This window comes from Lysobacter yangpyeongensis (genome assembly GCF_042655745.1).
Classification (GTDB): Bacteria; Pseudomonadota; Gammaproteobacteria; order Xanthomonadales; family Xanthomonadaceae; genus Agrilutibacter; species Agrilutibacter yangpyeongensis.
In genome coordinates this window covers 65,667-90,083 of record NZ_JBHSNM010000006.1, presented here as the reverse complement: position 1 = coordinate 90,083, position 24,417 = coordinate 65,667, and the positions used below count along the sequence as shown (strand labels likewise).

At 69.7% G+C, this 24,417-nt stretch carries 12 protein-coding genes; 11 read left to right on the top strand and 1 reads right to left on the bottom strand.

The annotated features are described in order from the left end of the window. The first annotated feature begins 335 nt into the window (after positions 1-335). The 8 genes from ACFPN1_RS14205 to ACFPN1_RS14170 all read left to right on the top strand — a co-directional run bounded on the left by ACFPN1_RS14205 (position 336) and on the right by ACFPN1_RS14170 (position 14,602). Positions 336-1,364 carry a glucokinase gene (locus ACFPN1_RS14205; protein WP_386755806.1) on the top strand — a complete coding sequence of 343 codons (1,029 nt, stop codon included), beginning with the start codon at positions 336-338 and terminating at the stop codon, positions 1,362-1,364. 70 nt (positions 1,365-1,434) lie between these two features. After that, positions 1,435-4,173 carry a TonB-dependent receptor gene (locus ACFPN1_RS14200; protein ID WP_386755805.1) on the top strand — a complete coding sequence of 913 codons (2,739 nt, stop codon included), beginning with the start codon at positions 1,435-1,437 and terminating at the stop codon, positions 4,171-4,173. Between the two features lie 146 nt (positions 4,174-4,319). Further along, positions 4,320-6,674, top strand: a complete 2,355-nt coding sequence (locus tag ACFPN1_RS14195) for a family 20 glycosylhydrolase (protein ID WP_386755803.1) — start codon at positions 4,320-4,322, stop codon at positions 6,672-6,674. A gap of 91 nt (positions 6,675-6,765) precedes the next feature. Further along, on the top strand, positions 6,766-7,398 hold the full coding sequence (locus ACFPN1_RS14190) for a tetratricopeptide repeat protein (protein ID WP_386755802.1): 633 nt from the start codon (positions 6,766-6,768) through the stop codon (positions 7,396-7,398). Positions 7,399-7,529: 131 nt separating this feature from the next. Next, complete coding sequence (locus ACFPN1_RS14185; RefSeq protein ID WP_386755801.1) at positions 7,530-8,726, top strand: EAL domain-containing response regulator; 1,197 nt, start codon at positions 7,530-7,532, stop codon at positions 8,724-8,726. 10 nt (positions 8,727-8,736) lie between these two features. After that, entirely contained in the window at positions 8,737-11,667 is a 2,931-nt protein-coding gene (locus ACFPN1_RS14180) for a response regulator (protein ID WP_386755799.1), read from the top strand. A 128-nt stretch (positions 11,668-11,795) separates the two neighbouring features. Then, positions 11,796-13,505 (top strand): gamma-glutamyltransferase, encoded by a 1,710-nt coding sequence (ggt, locus tag ACFPN1_RS14175; protein ID WP_386755798.1) that lies wholly within the window; start codon positions 11,796-11,798, stop codon positions 13,503-13,505. Positions 13,506-13,696: 191 nt separating this feature from the next. Then, on the top strand, positions 13,697-14,602 hold the full coding sequence (locus ACFPN1_RS14170) for an AEC family transporter (RefSeq protein ID WP_386755797.1): 906 nt from the start codon (positions 13,697-13,699) through the stop codon (positions 14,600-14,602). A 246-nt stretch (positions 14,603-14,848) separates the two neighbouring features. Here the strand turns inward: ACFPN1_RS14170 and ACFPN1_RS14165 are convergent, their stop codons facing one another. Next, positions 14,849-16,351, bottom strand: a complete 1,503-nt coding sequence (locus ACFPN1_RS14165; RefSeq protein ID WP_386755795.1) for an AAA family ATPase — start codon at positions 16,349-16,351, stop codon at positions 14,849-14,851. Between the two features lie 190 nt (positions 16,352-16,541). Here ACFPN1_RS14165 and ACFPN1_RS14160 point away from each other — a divergent pair, with 190 nt between their 5' ends. Genes ACFPN1_RS14160 through ACFPN1_RS14150 form a run of 3 tightly spaced genes read left to right on the top strand, consistent with a single transcriptional unit; the run spans position 16,542 to position 24,369 of the window. After that, entirely contained in the window at positions 16,542-21,977 is a 5,436-nt protein-coding gene (locus tag ACFPN1_RS14160) for a HAMP domain-containing protein (RefSeq protein ID WP_386755794.1), read from the top strand. Further along, positions 21,962-23,728 (top strand): ATP-binding response regulator, encoded by a 1,767-nt coding sequence (locus tag ACFPN1_RS14155; RefSeq protein ID WP_386755793.1) that lies wholly within the window; start codon positions 21,962-21,964, stop codon positions 23,726-23,728. The genes ACFPN1_RS14160 and ACFPN1_RS14155 overlap by 16 nt, the downstream gene beginning before the upstream one ends. Next, positions 23,725-24,369, top strand: coding sequence for a histidine kinase dimerization/phospho-acceptor domain-containing protein (locus ACFPN1_RS14150; RefSeq protein WP_386755792.1), 645 nt, complete (start codon positions 23,725-23,727; stop codon positions 24,367-24,369). The genes ACFPN1_RS14155 and ACFPN1_RS14150 overlap by 4 nt, the downstream gene beginning before the upstream one ends. Positions 24,370-24,417: the final 48 nt, after the last annotated feature.

Here is a 24,417-nt window from a genome sequence, read left to right as displayed (position 1 = left end):
GTCGGGCCGATTGACTCACACGACACGCGGGTGTGCAACGTTGTCATCCATGCCCGTCCGGCGGGTCAATTCGCCCCACTGGAAGTGCGCGCATTGCGCACGCGATGACGCGGGGACAAATGCCGGCCAATGCTGCTGCGCAGCAGAAAAATGCGGGGATTCTGGGCATCCGTCGCTTCCCGCGACGGCTTTTGGCTGCACTGTTGACAACGTTGTCATCCGCGGCGCACGCTCCGCCGCGCTGACATCCCGGGGACGGGCGGAGGACGCATGTTGTCGAGGTACGGAGTCCGGCGGCAGGAGCTGAAGCGCGAGGCGCGGCGCGGGTGCCGGCCATGAGCGCGCTCCGCTTCATCGCGGCCGACGTGGGCGGCACCAATGCCCGCATCGCGCTGGTGCAGGCCGATGACGCTGGCCGCATCGCCGTGCTCGCCTACCGCAAGTACCCGTGCGGCGAGTACCCGAGCCTGGCCGCGATCCTCGCCGACTTCGTCGCCACCGAAGCGCAGGGCCACGCCCGCGCCGACCTCGATCGCATGGTGATCGCGAGCGCCGGCGTGGTGCTGGACGAGGAAGTCATCAATTCCAATCTGCCCTGGCGCATTTCCCTGCCGGAGACGCGCCACGAGCTGCAGCTGCGCGAGCTGCACGTCATCAACGACTTCGCCGCCGCCGCGCACGGCTCGCAGCGCCTGGATCCGGCCGAATCGCGCCTGCTCACGCCGGGCGTCGACGTCGCCGAACCGGGTCCCGCCCTGGTGATCGGCCCGGGCACGGGCCTGGGCGCGGCGATCTGCATTCCGCATCCGCGCGGCACGGTCGTGCTGCCCACCGAAGCGGGCATGGCCGGTTTCGCGCCGGGCAACGCGCGCGAGATCGAGCTCCTGCGCTGGATGCAGCAGCGCACCCGCCACGTGACTACCGAGCACTTCGTTTCCGGTCCGGGCCTGGTCAACCTCTACGACGCGATCTGCGCGCTCGACGGCGCGCAACCGGCGCTGCGCGCGCCCGCTGCGATCAGCGAGGCCGCGCGCCGCGGCGATGCGATCGCGCTCGATGCCGTGCTCACGTTCTGCGCGCTGCTGGGCAGCGTGATCGGCGACCTCGCGGTGATCGCGAGCGCGCGCATCGTCCACGTCGCCGGCGGCATCGTGCCGCAGCTCACCGACTTCCTGCCGAACAGCGACTTCCGCACGCGCCTGGTCGATCGCGGCGCGATGCGCGCCGTGCTCGAACGCGTGCCGGTGCGGCTCATCGAAAACGAAAGGCTCGGCGTGATCGGCGCGGCGAGCTGGTACCTGCAACACCTTGAAGACGAGGGAACCAAGACTCCGGCCATGCAGGGACAGGCCGGCGCGGCATGACAACAACGCAGCCGACGGCTCCCCTCGGAACCGGAGCCGGACGCGACAACAGCCCGTGGGAGAGGAAGCAATGCAACTTCGCAAGAAAGTCCTTTCGATCAGTATCGTCGCCGCCCTTGGCATCGCCGGCCCCGCCACCGCGCAGGACGCAACGACGACCGCCCCCGCCGCGCAGACCGCGCCGGATGATGCCACCACGCTCGATACCGTCGTGGTGAAAGGCATCCGCGGCGCCGTGCAGCAGTCGCTGGAAAGCAAGCGCGAGGAGAACTCGCGGGTCGAGGTGATCACGTCGGAGGACATCGGCAAGATGCCCGACAAGAACGTCGCCGATTCGCTGTCGCGCGTGCCCGGCGTGAACATCAGCGCCGCGAGCGCCAACGAAGGCGCGTTCGACGAGAACGATCGCGTGTCGATGCGCGGCACCAGTCCCAGCTTCACCCAGACCCTGATCGACGGCCACAACATCGGCAGCGGCGACTGGTTCGTGCTCAACCAGACCGGCACCGTCGGCCGCAGCGTCAGCTACTCGCTGCTGCCTTCGGAACTCGTCGACAAGGTCGTGGTGCATAAGTCCTCGGAGGCCAGGCTGGTCGAGGGCGGCGCGGTCGGCAGCGTCGACATCGTCACCCGCAATCCGCTCAACTTCGATACCGGCTTCAGCATCTTCGGATCGGTCGGTGCGGTGTACGCGGACCTGCCCGACAAGTGGGATCCGCAGGTCTCGGTGCTGGGCAATTACAAGAACGCGGACGGCTCCTTCGGCATCACCGTCCAGGCCTTCAGCGAGGAGCGGCACCTGCGCCGCGACGGCCAGGAGATCCTCGGCTACGAGCAGATCGCCCCAGGCTCGGCGATCGCCACCAGCAATCCGGACCTGGCCGGCGTGTTCTATCCGTCGCTGATGGGTTCGGCGCTGTTCGAGCAGGAGCGCAAGCGCACCGGCGGCATGGTCAGCGTGCAGTGGAAGCCGACCGACGCGCTCGAGCTGGAAGCCAACTACTTCCGCTCGGACATGAAGGCCGACAACTACAACCGCAACTACATGCTGTGGGGCGCGCGCATCCTCGGCCAGGGCAACGGTCAGGCACCCGATGCGGGCTACGTCGTGCGCGACAACACGCTCGTCCAGGCCAACTTCAGCGCCGATCCGACGCGCCAGTACGGCATCTACGACCAGATCTCGCGTCCGGGTGCCAAATCCAACACCGAGTTCTTCAGCGTCGAAGGCAAATGGGACGTCAACGAGAAGCTGCGCCTTTCCGGCCAGGCCGGCACCTCGGAAGGCCACGGCGAGACCCCGACCCAGGACGTCGCCGAATGGGACGTCGGCAAGGGCACGGGCGCTGGCTGGTCGATGCACGGCGTCGGTGCCGCCGACTGGAACCTCGGCACCGCCGATACCGGCCAGCCCGGTACGCCGAACGTCGACTACGGCCTGGACTGGATCTTCGGTTTCCAGGACATCGATGTGGAAGACACCGAGAAGTGGGGCCAGATCGACGCCGAGTACTTCACCAGCGGCGGCGTGCTGGAGTCGATCGACTTCGGCGTGCGCACCGCGCGGCATGAACGCAACCTCGACCAGGTCACCGCGCAGGGCCCGAGCGCCGACGGTTCGGCGTTCGACCCCGCCAACTGGCCGCAGGGTTTCCACAATTATCCGGGCGATTTCGGTAGCGGTCTGGGCGGTCACTTCCCGCGCAACATCTGGTACTTCACCGAAGACCAGCTGGCGGCGTTCAACGCCGCACACACCAACCGCGATCCGGTGTCGCGCTTCTACTTCCCCGGCGCCTACGGTCTGGAGGAACGCAGCAATGCCGCGTACGTGCAGTTGAACTTCGCCGGCGAACGCTGGAACGCCAACCTCGGCATGCGCTACGTGGAAACGCGCGAGGACGTGACCAACTTCGTCAACGCCGACGCCAGCGATCCCGACGCCGTCCTCACCTCGGCGTTCGGTCCCTTCAAGACGCTGCGGACCGAGAACACCTACAAGGACTGGCTGCCCAGCGCGAACTTCAAGTGGAACATGAGCGACGACGTCGTGCTGCGCCTGGCCGCGAGCCAGACCATGACCCGCCCGGACTTCTCGGCACTGGCGGGCGCGGTGAGCCTGCTGCCGCCGGCAACGGTCGACGGCGTGGGCAGCGGCACCGGCGGCAATCCGAACCTGCGGCCAATCCTGTCGACCAACCTCGATGCGACGCTGGAGTGGTACTACGCGCCGCGCGCGCTGCTGTCAGTGGGCGTCTTCAGCATGGACATCGACGATTACGTCTCGCTGTCGCACGTGCGCCAGCAGTTCCTGACGATCGATGCCCTGCATCCCGCGCCCGGCGTGATGGTCGACTACGACCTCACCGTCCCGGTCAACACGCACGCCGAGGTCAACGGCGTCGAAGTCGCCTGGGAGCAGCCGATCGGCGAGAACTTCGGCGTGTTCGCCAACTACACCTACGCCAATGGCGACACCGACGACGGCCAGCCGATGCTGGGCACCTCGGAGAACACCTACAACGTGGGCGGCTACTTCGAGAACGACATGTTCAACGCGCGGGTCAGCTACACCTACCGCTCGAAGTTCTTCAGCGGCCTGGACCGTGCGTCGGCGTTCTGGCAGGACGAGGTCGACAGCCTGTCGGCGTCGTTGGGTTACAAGATCAGCGACAACTTCTCGGTCACGCTCGATGCGTTGAACCTCAACAACCCCAAGACCAAGTACTTCGCCGAGTCGGAGGACCGCCCGCGCTCGATCTACGAGAACGGTCGGCAGTACTACCTCAACTTCCGCTTCAAGTATTGACGGTGGGCCACCGTAGTGCGGCACGTGGTAGCGCGGTAGCGTAAGTGCGTCGCGGCGGGCCCGGTGGATGCCGGGCCCGCCTGTTTTTTGCGTACCGCGACACCGCGCGTGCGCACTTCGAAAGACTTCGAAAGGGGCAGGTGCGGATGAAACGGCACGACTTCCTGGCGGTGGCCGCGACGGCGGCCTTGTTCCTGTGCGCGGCGATGCCTTGGACGGCGCACGCGGCGCCGCAGCCCGGCGATCACAACGGACCGGCGCAAACCGCGGCCGCAGCCGATGCGCCACCGGCCGCGCTTACCCCGGTCATTCCCTTGCCCGCGCGCGTGGAACCGCGCACGGGACAGTTCGTGCTCGATGCCGACACGCGCCTGGTCGCCCGCGGCACCGAAGCCACGCAGGTGGCGCATGACCTCGCCACGCGCCTCCAGCGCAGCCGCGGCTTCGCGCCGCGCATCGAAGCGCGCGCACGGAGCAACGCGGTCACGCTCGTGCTCGACGCCAAAGCCGCCCTGGCCGACGAGGCCTATGCGCTCGACATCGACACGCGCGGCGCGCGCATCACCGCGCGCACGCCGGCGGGCCTGTTCTACGGCGCGATCACGCTGTGGCAGCTGGCCAGCGCCGACGGCGCGCAGGGGCCGACGACCATTGCCGCGCAACGCATCGAGGATGCGCCGCGCTTCGCCTGGCGCGGATTGATGCTCGATGTCGCGCGGCATTTCCGCAGCGTCGACGAGGTCAAGGCGCTGATCGACCAGATGGCGGTGCACAAGCTCAACACGCTGCACTGGCATCTCACCGACGACCAGGGCTGGCGCATCGAGATCCGCAGGTACCCGCGGCTCACGCAGGTCGGCGGCTGCCGCATTCCCGCCGGCGCGGCCGGGCGCAACGACGACGGCACGCCGCGCCCGTACTGCGGCTTCTACACGCAGGCGCAGATCCGCGACGTCGTCGCCTACGCCGCGCAGCGCCACGTCACCGTGGTGCCGGAGATCGACCTGCCCGGCCACGCCCAGGCGGCGATCGCCGCCTATCCGCAGCTGGGCACGACCGGGCAGGCGCCGTCGGTGTCGCCGGACTGGGGCATCCACACCTGGCTGTTCAATACCGACGAGGCGACGTTCGCGTTCCTCGAGGACGTGCTGGGTGAAGTCATCGAATTGTTTCCATCGCGCTACGTGCACCTGGGCGGCGACGAGGCGGTGAAGGACCAGTGGCAGCAGTCCGCATCCGTGCAGGCGCGACGCGCGCAGCTGGGCCTGAAGGACGACATGCAGCTGCAGGGCTGGTTCATGGGCCGGCTGGGGCGCTACCTGCAGGCGCACGGCCGCCGGCTGCTCGGCTGGGACGAGATCCTCGAAGGCGGCCCGCCCGCGGAGGCGACGGTGATGTCCTGGCGCGGCACACAGGGCGCGATCGAGGCGGCGCGCACGGGCCACGACGTGGTGCTCGCGCCCGCGCCGGCGCTGTACTTCGATCATGTGCAGAGCGACGGCGACGACGAGACGCCGGGACGGCTGCCGGTGATGGACCTGCAGAGCGTGTACGCGTTCGAACCGATGCCCGCGGAACTGACGGCGGAGCAGGCCACGCATGTATTGGGCGCGCAGGCGAACCTGTGGACGGAGCACCTGCGCACCGGTGAGCGCGTGCAGCGCGCGGCGTTCCCGCGCGCGGCGGCGCTGGCCGAAGTGTTGTGGACGCCGGCCGCACGGCGCGACTGGAACGACTTCCTGCCGCGGCTCGTGCCGATGCTCGCGCGTTACCGCGACGCCGGCTTCGCCGCGGCCGACAGCGCCTTCGCGGCGCGCATCGCGGTCGCGCCGGCCGGCGACGGCAGCGCCAGGGTGACGCTCGCCAACCAGAGCGGTTTCGGCACCCTGCGCTACACGCTCGACGGCAGCGCGCCCACGCCGCGCGCGCCCGCGTACACGCAACCGCTCGCGCTGCCGGTCGCCGGGCAGACGCTGCGGGCCGCCGCGTTCGCCGGCGAGCGTGCACTGGCGGCCCCGCGCCAGATCGTGCTCGACGCCCACGGCCTGCGCGCGCGTGCCAGCGCGTCGCTGCGTCCGTGCAAGGGCGGGCTGACCCTGCGCATGGAGGACGACGCGCCGCGCGAGGGCGTGCGCGCGGTGGTCACGGCCGACGTCTTCGATCCGTGCCGGGTGTACGAGGGCGCCGACCTCGACGGCGTGCGCACGCTGGCGGTGCGCGTGGGCCAGCTGCCCTTCAATTTCCAGCTCTGGCGCGACCTGAAGCAGGTCGTGACGCGCCCGGCGACCGTGCCGGGCGGCGCGCTGGAAGTGCGCCTGGACGGCTGCGAGGGCCCGGTCGCGGCGACGCTGCCGCTCGCGCCGGCGCGGGGCTCGGATGCGCTGACGGTGCTGGAAGCCCCGCTGCCCGCGCACCCCGGGCGCCACGACCTGTGCCTGGTCTTCGCCTCGGGCGCCTACGACCCGCTGTGGATGATCGACGAGGTCGCGCTGCTGCCCTGAGAGGCCAGATTGGGCAAAGCCGCGGCCGGCGCGGGACATGCCCCGCCGCGGCAACGGCGGTACGATGCGTGCGGTAACAGGGGGCCTTTCCATGTCGATCCGTACTTTCTGCCTGCTTGTCGCGGGCCTGTTCGCGTCCGCCGGTGCCGCCGCGCAATCGCTGCCGAAGCCCGACGAGTTCTACTTCGACGCCGATCCCACCACCACGCGCCCGATCGTCGCGGTCAAGGAGACCGGCGACGCCGCCATCCAGAAGTTGCTGAAGGCGATCGAGCGCAATCCGCGCGCCAAGGAGGAGCACGCGCAGCTCGCGCACCTGGCGATGGAAGGCGGCCGCGCCGACCTCGGCAAGGACCTGTACGCGCGTGCGCTCGCCCGCGTCACCAGCAGCGACGCGCTGTGGCGCCCGCTGGTGTGGAACTACGGCTGGGACCTGCTGCGCAGCGGCGACGCCGATGGCGCGCTGGCGCAATGGCAGCAGGTGGTCACCCTGCGGCGCAGCAACGCCAGCTGGATTCCGCCGACGCTGGCGCTGGCGCTGTGGAGCGCCGGACGCAAGGACGAAGCCCTGCAGTGGTATGCCGCGGCGGTCCGCACCGAGCCGCAGCAATGGCGCGACCCGGCCAATTTCCCGCGCCTGCTGCCCGAGTGGCGCGAAAGTGAACGCGCCACCCTCGCCGAAGTCGAGGCGGCGTGGGCCGCCAATCCGCCGGCCTGGCCCTGACGCGCTGATTCCGCCGCGCGCACTCGCGCGGCGCCGCGCACAGGGCTTACAGTGCGCGAGGCCGTAACGACGCCGAAGGCACCGCGCTCCGCGGTGCGCGGCGCGGCCAGCTCACAGGGGGGCGGACGGGGATGTCCTTGTCGGAACTGAGCGTGATGGTGGTGGAGGACCACGGCTTCCAGCGCCGCATGGCGCTGCGCCTGCTGACCGATCTGGGGATCGGCGAGGTCAGCGAAGCCGCCGACGGCCACAGCGCGCTGCATCTGCTCGGCGGCAGCCGCACGCCGCCCGACGTGCTGCTCGTCGACCTGGACATGCCGGGCATGGACGGCATCGAATTCATCGGCCACGTCGCCCGCGGCCAGCTGGCGCGCGCGGTGGTGGTCGCCAGCGCGCTGGATCCGGCGCTGCTCAACACCGTGCAGACGATGGCCCGCGCCTATGGCCTGCGCGTGCTCGGCAGCGTCGAGAAGCCGCTGACCCGCGACAAGCTGGCGCACGTGCTGGTCAGCTACAACGATCCGCTGCATGCGTACGACGATGATGAAGTCGTCGAGGTCTCGGTCGCGGCGATCCGCGAGGCGCTGGCGAGCAACGAGATCGAACCGTGGTTCCAGCCGCAGGTGGAACTCGGCAACGGCCGCCCCGTCGCGGTGGAGGCGCTGGCGCGCTGGCGCCGCCGCGACGGCCGCATCGTGCGTCCGGCCCACTTCATCCCCCTGATCGAACGCGAAGGCCTGGTCGGCGAACTCACCGACCACATGCTCATCCAGTCGTGCCGATGGAAGCGGCACTGGGACCAGCAGGGCATGCGCCTGAACCTGTCGATCAACATCTCGCCGCAGCTGCTCGCCGACGAGAGCGCGGCCGACCGCTACCAGGAGATCGTGCGCAAGCAGGGCGTGGAGCCGAACGAAGTCGTGCTCGAGATCACCGAGAGCTCGGTGATGGCCGATGCCGCGCGCGGCCTGGGCGTGCTCGCGCGGCTGCGCCTGAAGGGCTTCGGCCTGTCGATCGACGACTTCGGCACCGGCTATTCCTCGCTCGCGCAGCTGTCGCAGATCCCCTTCACCGAACTCAAGATCGACCAGGGCTTCGTCTCCGGCGCGCACACCCAGCCGCGCAAGCGCGCGGTGATCGAGGCCAGCCTCGACCTCGCCCGCAAGCTGCAGCTGGACGTCGTCGCCGAAGGCGTGGAAACCGTCGAGGACTGGCAGATGCTCGCCGACCTCGGCTGCGCGACGGCCCAGGGCCACCTGATCTCGCCCCCGGTGCCCGGTACCGAACTGCCGCTGGCGCTGGGACGGTGGCGCCGCCCGGAGCACTGAGCCGACGCGCATGAAGCTCGGCATCCGCCATCAGCTGTGGATCCTGTTCGGGCTGTTCCTGCTGACCGGCGCGACCGTGCTGGTGGTCGACGAAGTCGCGCAGTACCGCGCGCGCCAGTCCCTGCTGGAATTGCGCGGCGAGTCGCTGCTCGGTCTGCGCGAGATCAAGTCGGTCTCCGACGCGTACGGCCTGGACGTGGTCGACACCACCTTCCGCACGCGCAACTACCTGATCACCTGGGACGAGGCGGTCTCCAACCTCGACGCCGCGCGCGAACGCATCGACCGCAGCTGGGCTACGCTCGCGCACCTGCCGCGCACGCCGGAGGAGGAAATCCATTTCCGCGCCGCCGCGAAGGAGCGCGTCGTCGCCGACGCGGCCATGGCGGAGCTGCGCGCGATCCTGCTGCGCAAGGACATCGGTGCGCTCGGCCGCTTCGCCGACACGCGCCTGTACCCATCGATCGACCCGGTCACCCTGCGCCTGAAGCTGCTCTCGGACCTGGCCACGGTGAAGGCGGACGCGGTGGTGCGCGAGAACCTGCGCGACAACCGCCGGGTCAGCGCGGTGCGCCTGGGCGTGTCGCTGGCGGCGCTGCTGGTGATCGCGCTGATCGGACGCAAGGTGCTGCGCAACGCCTACCGCGGCGTGGAGAGCCTGGCCTTCCTCGCGCGGCGCATGCGCAAGCACGACTACACGGCGATGCCGCGCTACCTGCCGCAGACCGGCGAGCTGGCGATGGTGACCGACGCGTTCCTGGAGATGCGTCGCGACGTGCTCGCCTTCGAAACCGAGCTCACCGAGCAGCTGGCGCACAACGAACGGGTACGCGCCGAACTGGCGCGCCGCGAAGCCCTGCAGCGCCTGTTGATGGATTCGGTGCCGACCGCGGTGATCGGACTGGACAGCGAAGGACGCTACTTCCTGTTCAACCCTGCCGCCGAGCGCCTGATCGGCTATCGCGCACAGGAAATGCTCGGCAAGCACGCGCCCATGGCCGATTGCGTCGGCGATTTCGCGCCTTCGCTGGTGCCGCACGACAGTTACGACACCCTGGTCAGGGCGCTGCGCGAACGCACCGGCACCACCGTGCCTGCCGACTGGCGCGCGCTGCGCTTCGCCGCCGAACAGGGCCGGCCCGCCGGTGAAACCCTGATGCTGCATCGCGACGGCCACCCGGTGCCGGTGCTGCTCGCGGTAGCGGTCATCCCCGACGAACTGCGCGGCGGCAACGGCCTGCTCGGCGTCGCCGTCGACCTCACCCGCATCAAGGAACTGGAAGCCGAACTGCGCGCCAGCGAGGCGCGCGCGCAGGAAGCCAACCGCGCCAAGTCGTCCTTCCTCGCCGCGATGAGCCACGAGATCCGCACGCCGATGATCGGCGTGACCGGCATGATCGAGATCCTCGCGCACTCCAGGCTCGACAACGACCAGCGCCACGCACTCAACGTGATCCAGCAGAGTTCGCAGTCGCTGCTGCAGATCATCGGCGACATCCTCGACTTCTCGAAGATCGAGGCCGGGCGCCTGGAGCTTTCGCCCAGCGTGGTGAACCTGGGCGCGGTGCTGCGCAGCATCGTCGCCAACTACACCGGCGCCGCGTCGAGCAAGGGCCTGTCGCTGACCTGCCAGACCGACGGGCGCGTCGGTCCGGCGCATGTCGCCGATGCGCTGCGGTTGCGGCAGATCGTCGGCAATTTCCTCTCCAACGCGATCAAGTTCACCGCGCGCGGCGGCGTCGAAGTCGCGCTGGAATGGCGCGGCAGCGCGGCCGCGAACGCGGCGCATCCGCTTGGCGCCGACCTGCTGTGCTTCCGTGTCACCGACACCGGCATCGGCATCAGCGCCGATGCGCAGCAGCGCCTGTTCCAGCCCTTCGCGCAGGCCGAAGGCGACACCACCCGGCGTTACGGCGGCACCGGCCTGGGCCTGGCGATCTGCGCGCGCCTGGCCGAACTGATGGGCGGGCTGGTGACGATGGATTCGGTGCAGCACGTCGGCACGACGCTGCGCCTGGCCATCACCCTGCCGCGCGCGGACGCCGCGGACCTGCCCGCCGACGCGTTGCCGTCGGGCAGGCCTGCCGCATTCCGGCCGCGGCCGCTGCCGACGGTGGAAGCGGCCGAGCGCGAGCGCAGCCTGGTGCTGCTGGTCGACGACCATCCCACCAACCGCATGGTGATCGCGCGCCAGCTCGCGCTCGCCGGTTATGCCAGCGAGGCGGTGGAAGACGGCGTGCAGGCGCTGGAGCGCTGGCGCAGCGGGCGTTACGCGCTGGTGCTGTCGGACATCCACATGCCGCAGATGGACGGCTACACGCTGGCGAGCCGGATCCGCGAGGAAGAGCGCAGCGGCGACCTGCCGCGCACGCCGATCGTCGCGCTCACCGCCTCGGCGCTGAAGGGCGAGGCCGAACGCTGCCTGGGCGCGGGCATGGACGACTACCTCGCCAAGCCGGTGGCGGTCGCGGCGCTGGCGACGACGCTGCAGCGCTGGCTGCCGCACACGCTGCCCGCCGACGGCGCCGAAGACGTCGCCACCGAAGCGGCCAACGCCGACGCCGCGCTGGCGTCGGGCGGTTTTCCGCAGCTGGAGGATGCCCCGCCGCTGCTCGACTTCGCGGCCCTGCACGAACTCAGCGGCGGCAACGACGACGACACCGCGGCGGTGCTGCGTGATTTCCTCGACGCCACCGCGCACGACCTCGCCGTGCTCGGCAAGACCCGCGCCGACGGGGACATTCCCGCGATCACCCGCCAGGCGCACAAGATCAAGGGCGCCGCGCGCCTGGTCGGCGCCAGCGAACTCGCCCACGCCGCCGCGGAACTGGAAGCGGCCGGCCAGGCCGGCGAGTGGGCCACGATCCTGCCGCACGTCGCGCATGTCGAAACCGCGACGGAGCGCCTGAAGCTGTTCGTGGCGGAACGGTATCCGGGCTGATCGCGAGCGGTGGCGAATCCGGCCGCCGCGCGGCCTCGGGCCCGGCCACCGGCGCTGCGGCCACGTCCGGCACGGTCTGGCCACCCTCGCGGCGCTAGCATGCGATTTTTCCGCCGGAGCATCCGTCCATGCGCAAGCTGCTGCTGGGACTCGCCCTCGCCCTACCATTCACCGCCATGTGCGCCGACCGCATCACCGGAAAGCCCTTCGCCACGCGCAGCGAGGTCTACGCCCCGCACGCGATGGCCGCGACTTCGCACCCGCTGGCCACGCAGATCGCGCTGGACGTGATGAAGGCCGGCGGTAGTGCGGTCGATGCGGCGATTGCCGCCAACGCCGCGCTCGGGCTGATGGAGCCGACCGGCAACGGCGTCGGCGGCGACCTGTTCGCGATCGTGTGGGATCCGAAGACGAAGAAGCTCTACGGCTACAACGGCTCGGGCCGCTCGCCCCAATCGCTGACGCTGGCGGAATTCCAGAAGCGCGGCCTCAAGGACGTGCCTTCGCACGGTCCGCTGCCGGTCACCGTGCCCGGCACCGTCGATGCGTGGTTCGCGCTGCACGACCGCTTCGGCCGCAAGCCGATGACCGACGACCTCGCGCCGGCGATCCGCTACGCGCGCGAAGGCCATCCCGTGCACGAGGTGATCGCGTACTACTGGGGCCGCAGCGTGCCCACGCTGTCGAAGTACCCGGGCTTCACCGAGCAGTTCACCGTCGCGGACGGCGGCACGCGCCGCGGACCGCGCACTGGCGAGATGTGGAAGAACCCCAACCTCGCCAACACGCTGGAGAAGATCGCCAACGGCGGCCGCGACGCGTTCTACAAGGGCGAGATCGCGCGCACCATCGATGCGTACTTCAAGGCCAACGGCGGCTTCCTCTCGTACGAGGACCTCGCCGCGCACCACGGCGAATGGGTCGAGCCGGTCTCGGTGAACTACCGCGGCTACGACGTGTGGGAACTGCCGCCGAACGGGCAGGGCATCGCCGCGCTGCAGATCCTCAACCTGCTCGAACCCTATGACCTCAAGCGCTATGGTTTTGGCAGCCCCGAGCACGTGCACCTGTTCGCCGAGGCGAAGAAGCTGGCCTTCGCCGATCGCGCCGCGTCGTACGCCGATCCGGATTTCTACAAGACGCCGGTCGCGAAGCTGCTGTCGAAGGAGTACGCGCGCGAACGCGGCAAGCTGATCGCGATGGACAAGGCGATGAAGGCCGCCGAGCCCGGCGTGATCCCGCAGCTCAACGAGGGCGACACCATCTACCTGACCGTCGCCGATCCCGACGGGATGATGGTCTCGCTGATCCAGTCCAACTACCGCGGCATGGGCAGCGGCATGGCGCCGCCTGGCTTGGGCTTCATCTTCCAGGATCGCGGCGAGCAGTTCGTGCTGAAGGCGGGCCATCCCAATTCGTTCGCGCCGGGCAAGCGGCCGTTCCACACCATCATTCCCGCGTTCATCACCAGGGACGGCAAGCCGTGGCTGTCGTTCGGCGTGATGGGCGGCGCGATGCAGCCGCAGGGCCACGCGCAGATCGTGATGAACCTGGTCGACTTCGGCATGAACCTGCAGGAAGCCGGCGACGCGCCGCGCATCCAGCACGACGGTTCCACCGATCCGGCCGGCCAGGTCACGCCGATGGCCGACGGCGGCGAGCTCGACCTGGAAACCGGCTTCCCCTACGAAACCGTGCGCGCGCTGATGCGCAAGGGCCACAGCGTGCGTTTCGCCGACGGCCCCTACGGCGGTTACCAGGCGATCATGGTGAATCCGAACGGCGGCTACATCGGCGCCAGCGAGTCGCGCAAGGATGGACAGGCGGCGGGGTACTGAGTCAGCGCGCCGCCCGCATTAGCGCGGGCGGCAGCGCTGTCACGGCACGAAGCACGGGTCATCCGGCGATGTCGCGCACGCGAGGTCGTGGTGCCGGCATTCCGCCGGCGCAGCCGACGAACGCCGTGCGTTGAAGGTAGTGCGCTTCGTCTTACACGCGCGGCAGCCGCGGGAAGGAACAGGAATCCGCAATGGCCTTCGATGCCTTCGCCCTCGTGCTGGCCATGCTGCTGCTGGGTTACGCCTTCCAGCGCCTGCGCGCGCTGCCCGACAACGCCGCGCAGACGCTGAACCTGGTCGTGTTGTACGTGTGCCTGCCCGCGGCGGTGCTGCGCTACGCGCCGCGGTTGCAGCTGGAGCCGGCGCTGCTCGGCGTCGTCGCGGTGCCGTGGTTGCTGCTGCTGGTCACGCTCGCGTGCGTGGCCGGTGTCGCGCGCTGGCTGCGCCTGCGCGACGAAGAGCGCGCGGTGCTGCTGCTCACCGTCGCGCTGGGCAACACCAGCTTCCTCGGCTATCCGCTGACGCGCGCGCTGATCGGCGAGCACGCGCTGCCGTATGCGGTGGTGTACGACCAGTTCGGCGGGTTCCTGATGCTGTCGACGTTCGGGTTGTGGGTGCTGGCGCGCTACGGCGGCGAGCAGCGGCCGGATACGAAGACGATGCTGCGGCGGGTGGTGCGGTTTCCGCCGCTGTGGGCGTTGCTGGTGGGCTTCACGGTGATGCCGGTGAATCCGCCGGCGTGGATCGCGGGCGGCCTGCAGCGCCTGTCCGATGCGTTGCTGCCGCTGGCGATGCTCGCCATCGGCCTGTCGGTGCGCCTGACCCTGCCGCGCGAGGAGCTGCGGCCGCTCGCCGCGGGCCTGCTGCTGAAACTCGCGTTGATGCCGGCGCTGGCCACCGCGCTGGTGCCGCTGCTGGGCCTGCATGGGGCGATGGCGCGCGCGACCGTGCTCGAAGCGGCGATGCCGCCGATGGTCACCGCGGGCGCGCTTGCCATTGCCCGCAACCTGGCGCCGCGACTGGCGGCGGCGATGGTGGGCTATGGGCTGCTGTTGTCGTTGCTGAGCCTGCCCTTGTGGGCGCAGTGGGGCGTTTAGCCGCGCTCATCGTCGAATCGTTGCATTGCGGGCCTCGCTGTTGCCGTTCGCCTTTTGCTCGTCATCCCAGCGCAAGCTGGGATCCCTTCTGCTTTTGACTTTGGTCTTGCCGCCGGGAGCGTGGCCGCGGGAAGTCAAAGCAGAAGCAACGGCAAAAGGATCCCAGCTTGCGCTGGGATGACGAGCCAAAAGCGAAGCGCAGCAGCAACAGCAACAACAACAGCAGCGACAGCGCAACAGCGAACGTCAGTCCGCCGCCACCGTGCGTCCCCGGGCCCATTCACGCAGCGCCGAAACCTGCTCGGCCATCAGCACCGACAACGGCCGCGTCTGCCTGAGTTCCGCGCGCAGCAGGAAATCGGACAACGCCGCCTGCGCCGCGTGCGCGGAGAACAGCGCGGCGACGATTGCCTGCTCGATTTCCGCGCCGGAAAAGCCATCGCTGGCCGTGGCGAGCCCGCCCAGGTCGAACGCCTCCGGATCCAGCCCGCGCTTGCGCAGGTGCAACGCGAACAACTGCGCGCGCGTCTCCGCGTCCGGCAGGTCGATGAAGAAGATTTCGTCGAAGCGGCCCTTGCGCAGCAGTTCGGCCGGCAGCGCGTCGATCTGGTTGGCGGTGGCGACCAGGAACACGCGCGAGCGGCGCTCGGCCATCCAGGTCAGCAGGTAGCCGAGCACGCGCCGCGACACGCCGCCGTCGGAATTGCCGCTGTCGGCGGCCAGTCCCTTCTCGATCTCGTCGATCCACAGCACGCAGGGTTCGAGCTGTTCCGCGGACGCCAGCGCGGTGCGCAGGTTCTTCTCGGTCTCGCCATGGAACTTGTCGTACAGCGTGCCGAAATCCAGCCGCACCAGCGGCACGCCGAAGCCGGCCGCGACCGCCTTCGCCAGCATCGACTTGCCGCAGCCCTGCACGCCCAGCAGCAGCATGCCGCGCGGCGGATCCAGCCCCGCCGGCGCCTCGGCGCCGAGGAACACGCTGCGACGCTGGTCGATCCAGCGCTTCAGCCGCCGCGCCCCGGCCACGTCCTCCATGCGCGCGCTGTCGAATTCGAAATGCAGGTGGCCGCTGCGGTTGAGCAGCTCGAACTTGAGCCGCGCCAGTTCCGGCAGGTCGTTCGCGCCGAGCGCGCCGTCGTTGTAGATCAGCTGCCGCGCAATGCGGCGCACGTCGACCGGATCCAGGCCGCGCAGGTTGCGCACGATCTCCTGCACCGCCGCGCCGTCGGCTTCCACGCGGCGGCCGCCGTGCTCGCGCGCGTACGCCTCGGCTTCCTCGCGCACAATCTTCAGGCGCGCGGCGGCATCGGGCAGACGCGGCGTGTAGCGCACGGCGAGCAGGTCGAGTTCGGGCGGCAGCCTGACCTCGTGCCCGACCAGCACGAGCACGTGCGGCATGCCCTTGTCGGTCCCGGCATCGTGGCGCTGGACGATGTCGCGCAGCTGCCGTTGCGTGCTGGCGTAACCCAGGTACGGGTGGAAGTCGAAGAGCAGGTAGATGCCGCGCTGTTCGGCGGCGCGGATCGCGGCGAGCGTGGCCGAGGCGTCCGGGGCGACGTCGGTCGCCTCGGCGCGATCGAAATCGATGCGCCGCAGGCCCTCGGTGATCGACCAGCTGTACAGGGCGCGCCAGACCTGCATCAGCGCCTGCCGGAACAGTTCGACCACGCGCGCTTCGTCGCGGGTCTCGATCACGATCAAGGGGGTGTTCGCCCGGATCAGGGCGACCAGGTCCTGCAGTTCGGACATTGCGGAGGGCCGGTTCGGGCGGCGGGGCCGCGATGATAGCGACCCGCCACGCCCCCCGCGCGGCCTCCACGCACCGTGAAGGCTGCCATCACGTCGCCAAGACTAGGTTCTGTCGATTCACAACCTGATGACTCGACCGGTCCGTCGCGGCGATCCGTGCGCCACGGCGACGGCCCACGGGGGGCGACACGTGGCTACGGAACTGAAACGACGCGTCCGCTCGCGTGAAGCGGAGAGCACCGATCCGCTGCTGGCCCTGCTGGCCGCGATGCAGGCGGTCCGCTCCGGCGACTTCTCGGTGACCCTGCCGGCGCACTGGTCCGGCGTCGAGGGCAAGCTCGCCGAAGCCTTCAACTCGATCGTCACCTCCAACCGGCGCCTGGCCGAGGACCTGCAGCGCGTCGGCGTCAAGGTCGGCCGCGAAGGGCAGACGCGGCAACGCCTCGCCGCCGGCAACCGGCAGGGCGCGTGGGCGGGCATGGAGCGTTCGGTCAACGACCTGATCGACGACCTCGTGCGCCCGGTCGAGACCATGACCGAAGCGATGGCCGGCGTCGCCAAGGGCGACCTGACCCGCACCGTGCCGCTGGAAGCCGATGGCCGCCCGCTGCAGGGCGAGTTCCTGCGTTCGGCGACGATCGTCAACCGCATGATCGAGCAGATGGGCGAGTTCTCCTCGGAGGTGACGCGCGTCGCGCTCGAAGTCGGCACCGCCGGCAAGCTCGGTGGGCAGGCCAAGGTGAAAGGCGTGTCGGGCGTGTGGAAGGACCTGACCGACTCGGTCAACCAGATGGCCTCCAACCTCACCGGCCAGGTGCGCAACATCTCCGAAGTGACGATTGCGGTCGCCAACGGCGACCTTTCGCGCAAGATCACCGTGGACGTGCGCGGCGAGATCCTGCAGCTGAAGGAGGCCATCAACACGATGGTCGACCAGCTGCGCGGCTTCGCCTCGGAAGTGACGCGCGTGGCGCGCGAGGTCGGCACCGAAGGCAAGCTCGGCGGCCAGGCGATCGTGCCGGGCGTGGCCGGCACGTGGAAGGACCTGACCGACTCGGTCAACGCGATGGCGTCCAACCTCACCGCGCAGGTGCGCAACATCGCCGAAGTGACCACGGCGGTGGCGAAGGGCGACCTGTCGCGCAAGATCACCGTGGACGTGCGCGGCGAGATCCTGGAACTGAAGAACACCATCAACACGATGGTGGACCAGCTCAACGGCTTCGCCGCAGAAGTCACGCGCGTGGCGCGCGAGGTGGGCACCGAAGGCAAGCTCGGCGGCCAGGCGCAGGTGCCCGACGTCGCCGGCACCTGGAAGGACCTCACCGATCACGTCAACTCGATGGCGTCGAACCTGACCTCGCAGGTGCGCAACATCGCCGAGGTGACGACCGCCGTGGCGAAGGGCGATCTCTCGCGCAAGATCACCGTGGACGTGCGCGGCGAGATCCTCGAGCTGAAGGACACCATCAACACGATGGTCGACCAGCTCAACGGCTTCGCCGCGGAAGTCACGCGCGTGGCCCGCGAAGTGGGTTCGGAAGGGCGCCTGGGCGGCCAGGCGGTGGTGCCCGGCATCGCCGGTACCTGGAAGGACCTGACCGACTCGGTCAACGCGATGGCGTCCAACCTCACCTCGCAGGTGCGCAACATCGCCGAGGTCACCACCGCGGTGGCGCGCGGCGACCTCTCGCGCAAGATCACCGTGGACGTGCGTGGCGAGATCCTGCAGCTCAAGGACACCGTCAACACGATGGTGGACCAGCTCAACGGCTTCGCCGCGGAAGTGACGCGCGTGGCGCGCGAAGTGGGCACCGAAGGCAAGCTCGGCGGCCAGGCGCAGGTGCCGGGCGTGGCCGGTACGTGGAAGGACCTCACCGACAACGTCAACTCGATGGCGTCCAACCTGACCGCGCAGGTGCGCAACATCGCCGAGGTCACCACCGCGGTGGCGAAGGGCGACCTCTCGCGCAAGATCGCGGTGGACGTGAAGGGCGAGATCCTGCAGCTGAAGGAAACCATCAACACGATGGTCGACCAGCTCAACAGCTTCGCCGCGGAAGTCACGCGCGTGGCGCGCGAGGTCGGCACCGAAGGCAAGCTCGGCGGCCAGGCGCAGGTGCCGGGCGTGACCGGCGCGTGGAAGGACCTCACCGACAACGTCAACTCGATGGCGTCCAACCTCACCACCCAGGTGCGCAACATCGCCGAGGTGGCGACCTCGGTGGCCAAGGGCGACCTCTCGCGCAAGATCGCGGTCGGCGCGCAGGGCGAGATCCTCGAGCTGAAGAACACCCTCAACACGATGGTCGACCAGCTCAACGGCTTCGCCGCGGAAGTCACGCGCGTGGCGCGCGAAGTCGGCACCGAAGGCAAGCTCGGCGGCCAGGCACAGGTGCCGGGCGTGGCGGGCACCTGGAAGGATCTGACCGATTCGGTCAACCAGATGGCGTCGAACCTGACCACGCAGGTGCGCGGCATCGCCAAGGTGGTGACCGCGGTCGCCAACGGCGACCTGCACCAGAAGCTGACGGTGGAAGCCAAGGGCGAAGTCGCCGAGCTCGCCGACACCATCAACGCGATGACCAACACCCTCGCGATCTTCGCCGACCAGGTGACCACGGTGGCGCGCGAAGTCGGCGTGGAAGGGCGCCTGGGCGGCCAGGCCAAGGTGCCGGGCACCGCCGGCATCTGGAAGGACCTCACCGCGAACGTGAACCAGCTCGCGGCGAACCTCACCAACCAGGTGCGCGCGATTGCCGAAGTCGCCACCGCGGTGACGCAGGGCGACCTGACGCGTTCGATCCAGGTGGACGTGCGTGGCGAGGTGGCCGACCTCAAGGACAACATCAACGCGATGATCGGCACGCTGCGCGCGACGACCGAGTCCAACCGCGAGCAGGACTGGCTGAAGACCAACCTGGCCAAGTTCAGCGGCATGATGCAGGGCCAGCGCGACCTGATCACGCTGGGCCACATGCTGCTGTCGGAACTGGCGCCGCTGGTCAACGCGCAGCAGGGCGTGATGTACGTGGCCGAGATGCACGAGAGCAGCGGCCGCAACGTGCTGCGCCAGCTGGCCGGCTACGCCGACAGCGGCAGCGAGGCCGAGCGCACGGTGGAATTCGGCCAGGGCCTGATCGGCCAGTGCGCCGCGCAGGGCGAGGTCATCCTGCTCGACAGCGTGCCCGCCGGTTCGGTGCAGATTTCCTCCGGCCTGTTCAGCGCGATCCCGCGCAACGTGATCGTGCTGCCGGTGCTGTTCGAGGACCAGGTGAAGGCGGTGATCGAACTGGCCTCGCTCGGCGAGTTCTCGCCCAGCCAGCGCGATTTCCTGCAGCAGCTGACCGGCCTGATCGGCATCGTGCTCAACACCATCGAGGCCTCGATGCGTACCGAGACGCTGCTGTCGCAGTCGCAGCAGCTCGCCGCCGAACTGCAGTCGCAGCAGAAGGAACTGCAGCAGACCAACGAGGAGATCGCGCTCAAGGCCACGCTGCTGGCCGAGCAGAACCGCGAGGTGGAGAGCAAGAACCTGCAGATCGAGCACGCGCGCCGCGCGCTGGAGGACAAGGCTGCCGAGCTCGCGCTGACCTCGCGCTACAAGTCCGAGTTCCTCGCCAACATGTCGCACGAGCTGCGCACGCCGCTGAACTCGATCCTGATCCTGGGCCAGCAGCTGGCCGAGAATCCCGACGCCAACCTCAGCCCGCGCCAGGTCGAATTCGCCAAGACCATCCACGCCGCCGGCACCGACCTGCTGCACCTGATCAGCGACATCCTCGACCTGTCGAAGATCGAGTCGGGCACGGTCACCGTCGAGAGCGAGGAGATCGCCTTCGAGCACCTGCGCGAGAACATGCTGCGCAGCTTCCACCACGAGGCCGAGCGGCGCAGCCTGGATTTCTCCGTCGACATCGCGCCGGGCCTGGGTCATTCGCTCACCAGCGATCCCAAGCGCCTGCAGCAGATCCTCAAGAACCTGCTGTCCAACGCGCTCAAGTTCACCGAGCAGGGCAGCGTGCGCCTGCGCGTGGGCGCGGCGGCGACCGGCTGGACCGGCGGGCACACCATCCTCGACCACGCGCCGACCGTGGTCGCCTTCGAAGTGAGCGACACCGGCATCGGCATCTCGCCGGAAAAGCAGAAGATCGTGTTCGAGGCTTTCCAGCAGGCCGACGCGGGCACCTCGCGCAAGTACGGCGGCACCGGCCTGGGCCTGGCGATTTCGCGCGAGATCGCCGGGCTGCTCGGCGGCGAACTGCGCCTGCACAGCGAAGTCGGCCAGGGCAGCGTGTTCACCCTGTACCTGCCGCTGCGCTATGCCGGACCGGACGAACCGCACGCCGCCCGCGCCGCGAGCATCCTGCCCGCGGCGGCGCTGGCCAGCGAAGGCGTGACGCTGCCGGAAGCCGAACCGGTCGAGGACGACCGCGACAGCGTGCAGCCCGGCGAGCGCACGCTGCTGGTGGTCGAGGACGACGCGCGCTACGCCGCGGTGCTGCGCGACCTGGCGCGCTCGCAGGGCTTCCGCGTGATCGTCGCCAACCGCGGCAGCGAGGCCCTGCGGCTGGTGCGCGAGTTCCGGCCAACGGCCATTTCGCTCGACATCTTCCTGCCCGACATGCTCGGCTGGACCGTGCTGGCGCGGCTCAAGCAGGATTCGGCGACGCGGCACATCCCGGTGCAGATCGTCACCATCGAGGAAGAGCGCCACCAGAGCATCGAGCGCGGCGCCTTCGCCTACCTCGCCAAACCGGCGACGACCGAGTCGATCGCCGAAGCCCTGCAGCGGATCCGCGACTACACCCTGCCGCGGGTGAAGCGCCTGCTGGTGATCGAGGACGACGCCGGCGAGCGCATGGGCATCGAGGAACTGATCCGCCACGACGACGTCAGCATCGACACCGTCGGCACCGGCGCCGAGGCGCTGGAAGCGCTGCGCAGCGGCGACTACGACTGCGCCGTGCTCGACCTGCGCCTGCCCGACATGAGCGGCTTCGACCTGCTCGACCGGGTGCGCGGGATCGAACGGCTGCAGAACATGCCGATCGTGGTGTTCACCGGCAAGGAACTCACCGCCGAAGAGCACCGGCGGCTGAAGAAGGCGGCGCGCAGCATCGTCATCAAGGGCGTGGAATCGCCCGAGCGGCTGCTCGACGAGACCGCGTTGTTCCTGCACCGCGTGATCGCCGACCTGCCCCCGGCCAAGCAGCAGATGGTGCAGCGCCTGCACGAGTCCGACGACGCGATCCGCTCCAAGCGCGTGCTGGTGGTCGACGACGACGTGCGCAACATCTTCGCGCTGTCCAGCGTGCTCGAGCGCCACGGCATGGAAGTGGTCACCGCCGGCACCGGGCAGGAGGCGATCGAGAAGGTCGCCGCCGATCCGGAGATCGACCTGGTGCTGATGGACATCATGATGCCCGGCATGGACGGCTACGACACGATGCGCGCGATCCGCGAGCAGCCCGAGTCGCGCTCGCTGCCGATCGTCGCGCTCACCGCCAAGGCGATGAAAGGCGACCGCGAGAAATGCCTGGAGGCCGGCGCATCCGACTACCTCGCCAAGCCCGTCGTCACCGACCAGCTGCTCGGGATGCTGCGGCAATGGCTGCACCGCTGAGCCACGACGCGTCGTCCGCCGAAACCCGCGCGCGCGAGCCGGCGAAGGTGCTGCTGGTCGACGACCAGCCCGGGCGCCTGCTCACCTACCGCGCCATCCTCGAGCCGCTGGGCGAGCATCTGGTCGACGCACAGTCGGGCACCGAGGCGCTGCGCCGGCTGATGGACGACGAGTTCGCGGTGATCCTGCTCGACGTCAACATGCCGGGCATGGACGGCTTCGAGACCGCGTCGCTGATCCACCAGCACCCGCGCTTCGAGAAGACGCCGATCATCTTCGTCACCGCGGTCAACGTCACCGACCTCGACCGCCTGCGCGGTTACACGCTGGGCGCCTTCGATTACGTGATGGTGCCGATCATCCCGGAGATCCTGCGCGGCAAGGTCGAAGTGCTGGCCGAGCTGTACCGCAAGCGGCGCGAACTGGAACGCGTCAATCGCGAACTGGCGGCCGCCAACGAGGCCCTGCAGCGCGAGAAGGCGCGCGAGCTGGAAGTCCTCAACGACACGTTGCGCGAAGCCAACGCCGCGCTGGCCACACGCAATGCCGCGCTGCAGGTCGAGATCGCGCAGCGCGCGCGCGCCGAGCGGCGCCTGCGCGAGGCGGACGCGCGCAAGGACGAATTCCTCGCCACGCTGGCGCACGAGTTGCGCAATCCGCTGGCGCCGCTGCAGAACGCGCTGGCGATCCGGCGCCTGGCGCTGGCCGGCAGCGAGGACGAACTGCAGGACCTGATGGAGCGCCAGCTCGCCCTGCTGGTGCGCATGCTCGACGACCTGCTCGATGTCGCGCGCATCACCCGCGGCAAGCTCTCGCTGCGCCGCGCGCCGACCTCACTGCAGCGCGTGCTGCGCACCGCGATCGACACCGCGCAGCCGCTGCTCAACCGCTGGGAGCACGAACTGGTGCTGGACCTGCCCGCGGACGAGGTGATGCTCGACGCCGACCCGGTGCGGCTGGCGCAGGTGTTCGCCAACCTGTTCAACAACGCGGCGAAGTATTCCGAACCCGGGACCCCGATCGAAGTGCGCGCGCGGCTGCAGCCGGGCGCCGACGGCGCGCCCTGCGTGCGCGTGGACGTGGTCGACCACGGCATCGGCCTGAGCGCGCAGGACGTGGGCAGCGTGTTCGACCTGTTCCGGCAGATCGACACGCGCGTGGAGCGCTCGCACGGCGGGCTCGGCGTCGGCCTGACGCTGGTGCAGCAGCTGGTGCGGATGCACGGCGGCGAGGTCAGCGTGCACAGCGACGGTCCCGGCCGCGGCGCGACGTTCGGCGTGCTGTTGCCGTGCGGGCAGGTCGCCGCCGAACCGGTCGCGCCGGCGTCCGTCGCGGACGAAGTCGAGAGCGCGCCGGCGCCGGCGCTGCGCGTGCTGGTCGTCGACGACAACCAGGACGCCGCCGACACGCTGGCGACGATGGTGCGCATGCTCGGCCATGCAGCCGAGGCGATCTACGACCCGTGCGCGGTGGAAGACGCCGTTCAGCGACTGCAGCCTGACCTGGTCTTCCTCGACCTGGGGATGCCGGGGCGCAGCGGATTCGACGTCGCGCGCAGCCTGCGCGCGCAGTCAGGCGGCGCGGCGCTGCGGCTGGTGGCGGTAACCGGCTGGGGCCAGGCGGAGGACCGTCGACGCTCCCTTGATGCGGGTTTCGACCAACATCTGGTGAAGCCGCCGGATTTCGACACCGTGAAACAGCTGTGTGCCAGTCAACCAGGGCGTACCGATCGCCACACGGAGGTGGAATGACGCACCCGGACTGGTTCCAGCGTGTCGCCCACGACCTGCGCGATCCGCTCTCGCCCCTGCAGACCGCCGTGTACCTGTTGCGCAGCGGCGAGATCAGCGACGACGACCGCAGTCGCATGCTCGAACTGATCGAACGCCAGGGCGTGCGCCTGGCGGGAATGATCGACGAGCTGTCCGACTGCCTGCGCGCCGAGCGCGGCCGCCTGCTGGCGCGCCGCACCGAAGTCGACCTGCTCGTGCTCGCCACGCTGGGCATCGCCCGCGCCGATGCCGCGCCGCTGCAGTTCGATCCGGACGTGGTCGCCCTCGCCATGCTCGGCGACGACCGCCGCCTGCTGCAGCTGCTGCGCATCCTGCGCGAGCTGCGCCTGTCGCCCGAGGAGGTGCTGCCGGCGCCGCTGTTCGTCGAGCGCCGCGGCCGCACCGTGCGCCTGCACCGGCGCCTGGCCTGCCTGCCCGACTTCCTCGAGGACCCCGCGCGCCTGCTCGACGCGCCGCTGCCGGCCGCGCTGGGGCCGGGCCTGGGCCTGCAGCTGCCGCTGGCGGCCTCGATCGCCCGCGAGCACGACGGCCAGCTGCGGGCCGAGGCCGATGCCGACGGCCGCGTGGCGCTGGTGGCCGAGCTGCCGCTGCTCGCCTGAACCGCCGGGCCGCGCGGGTCGCCACCCCGAGGCGGGCGTTGTACGCTG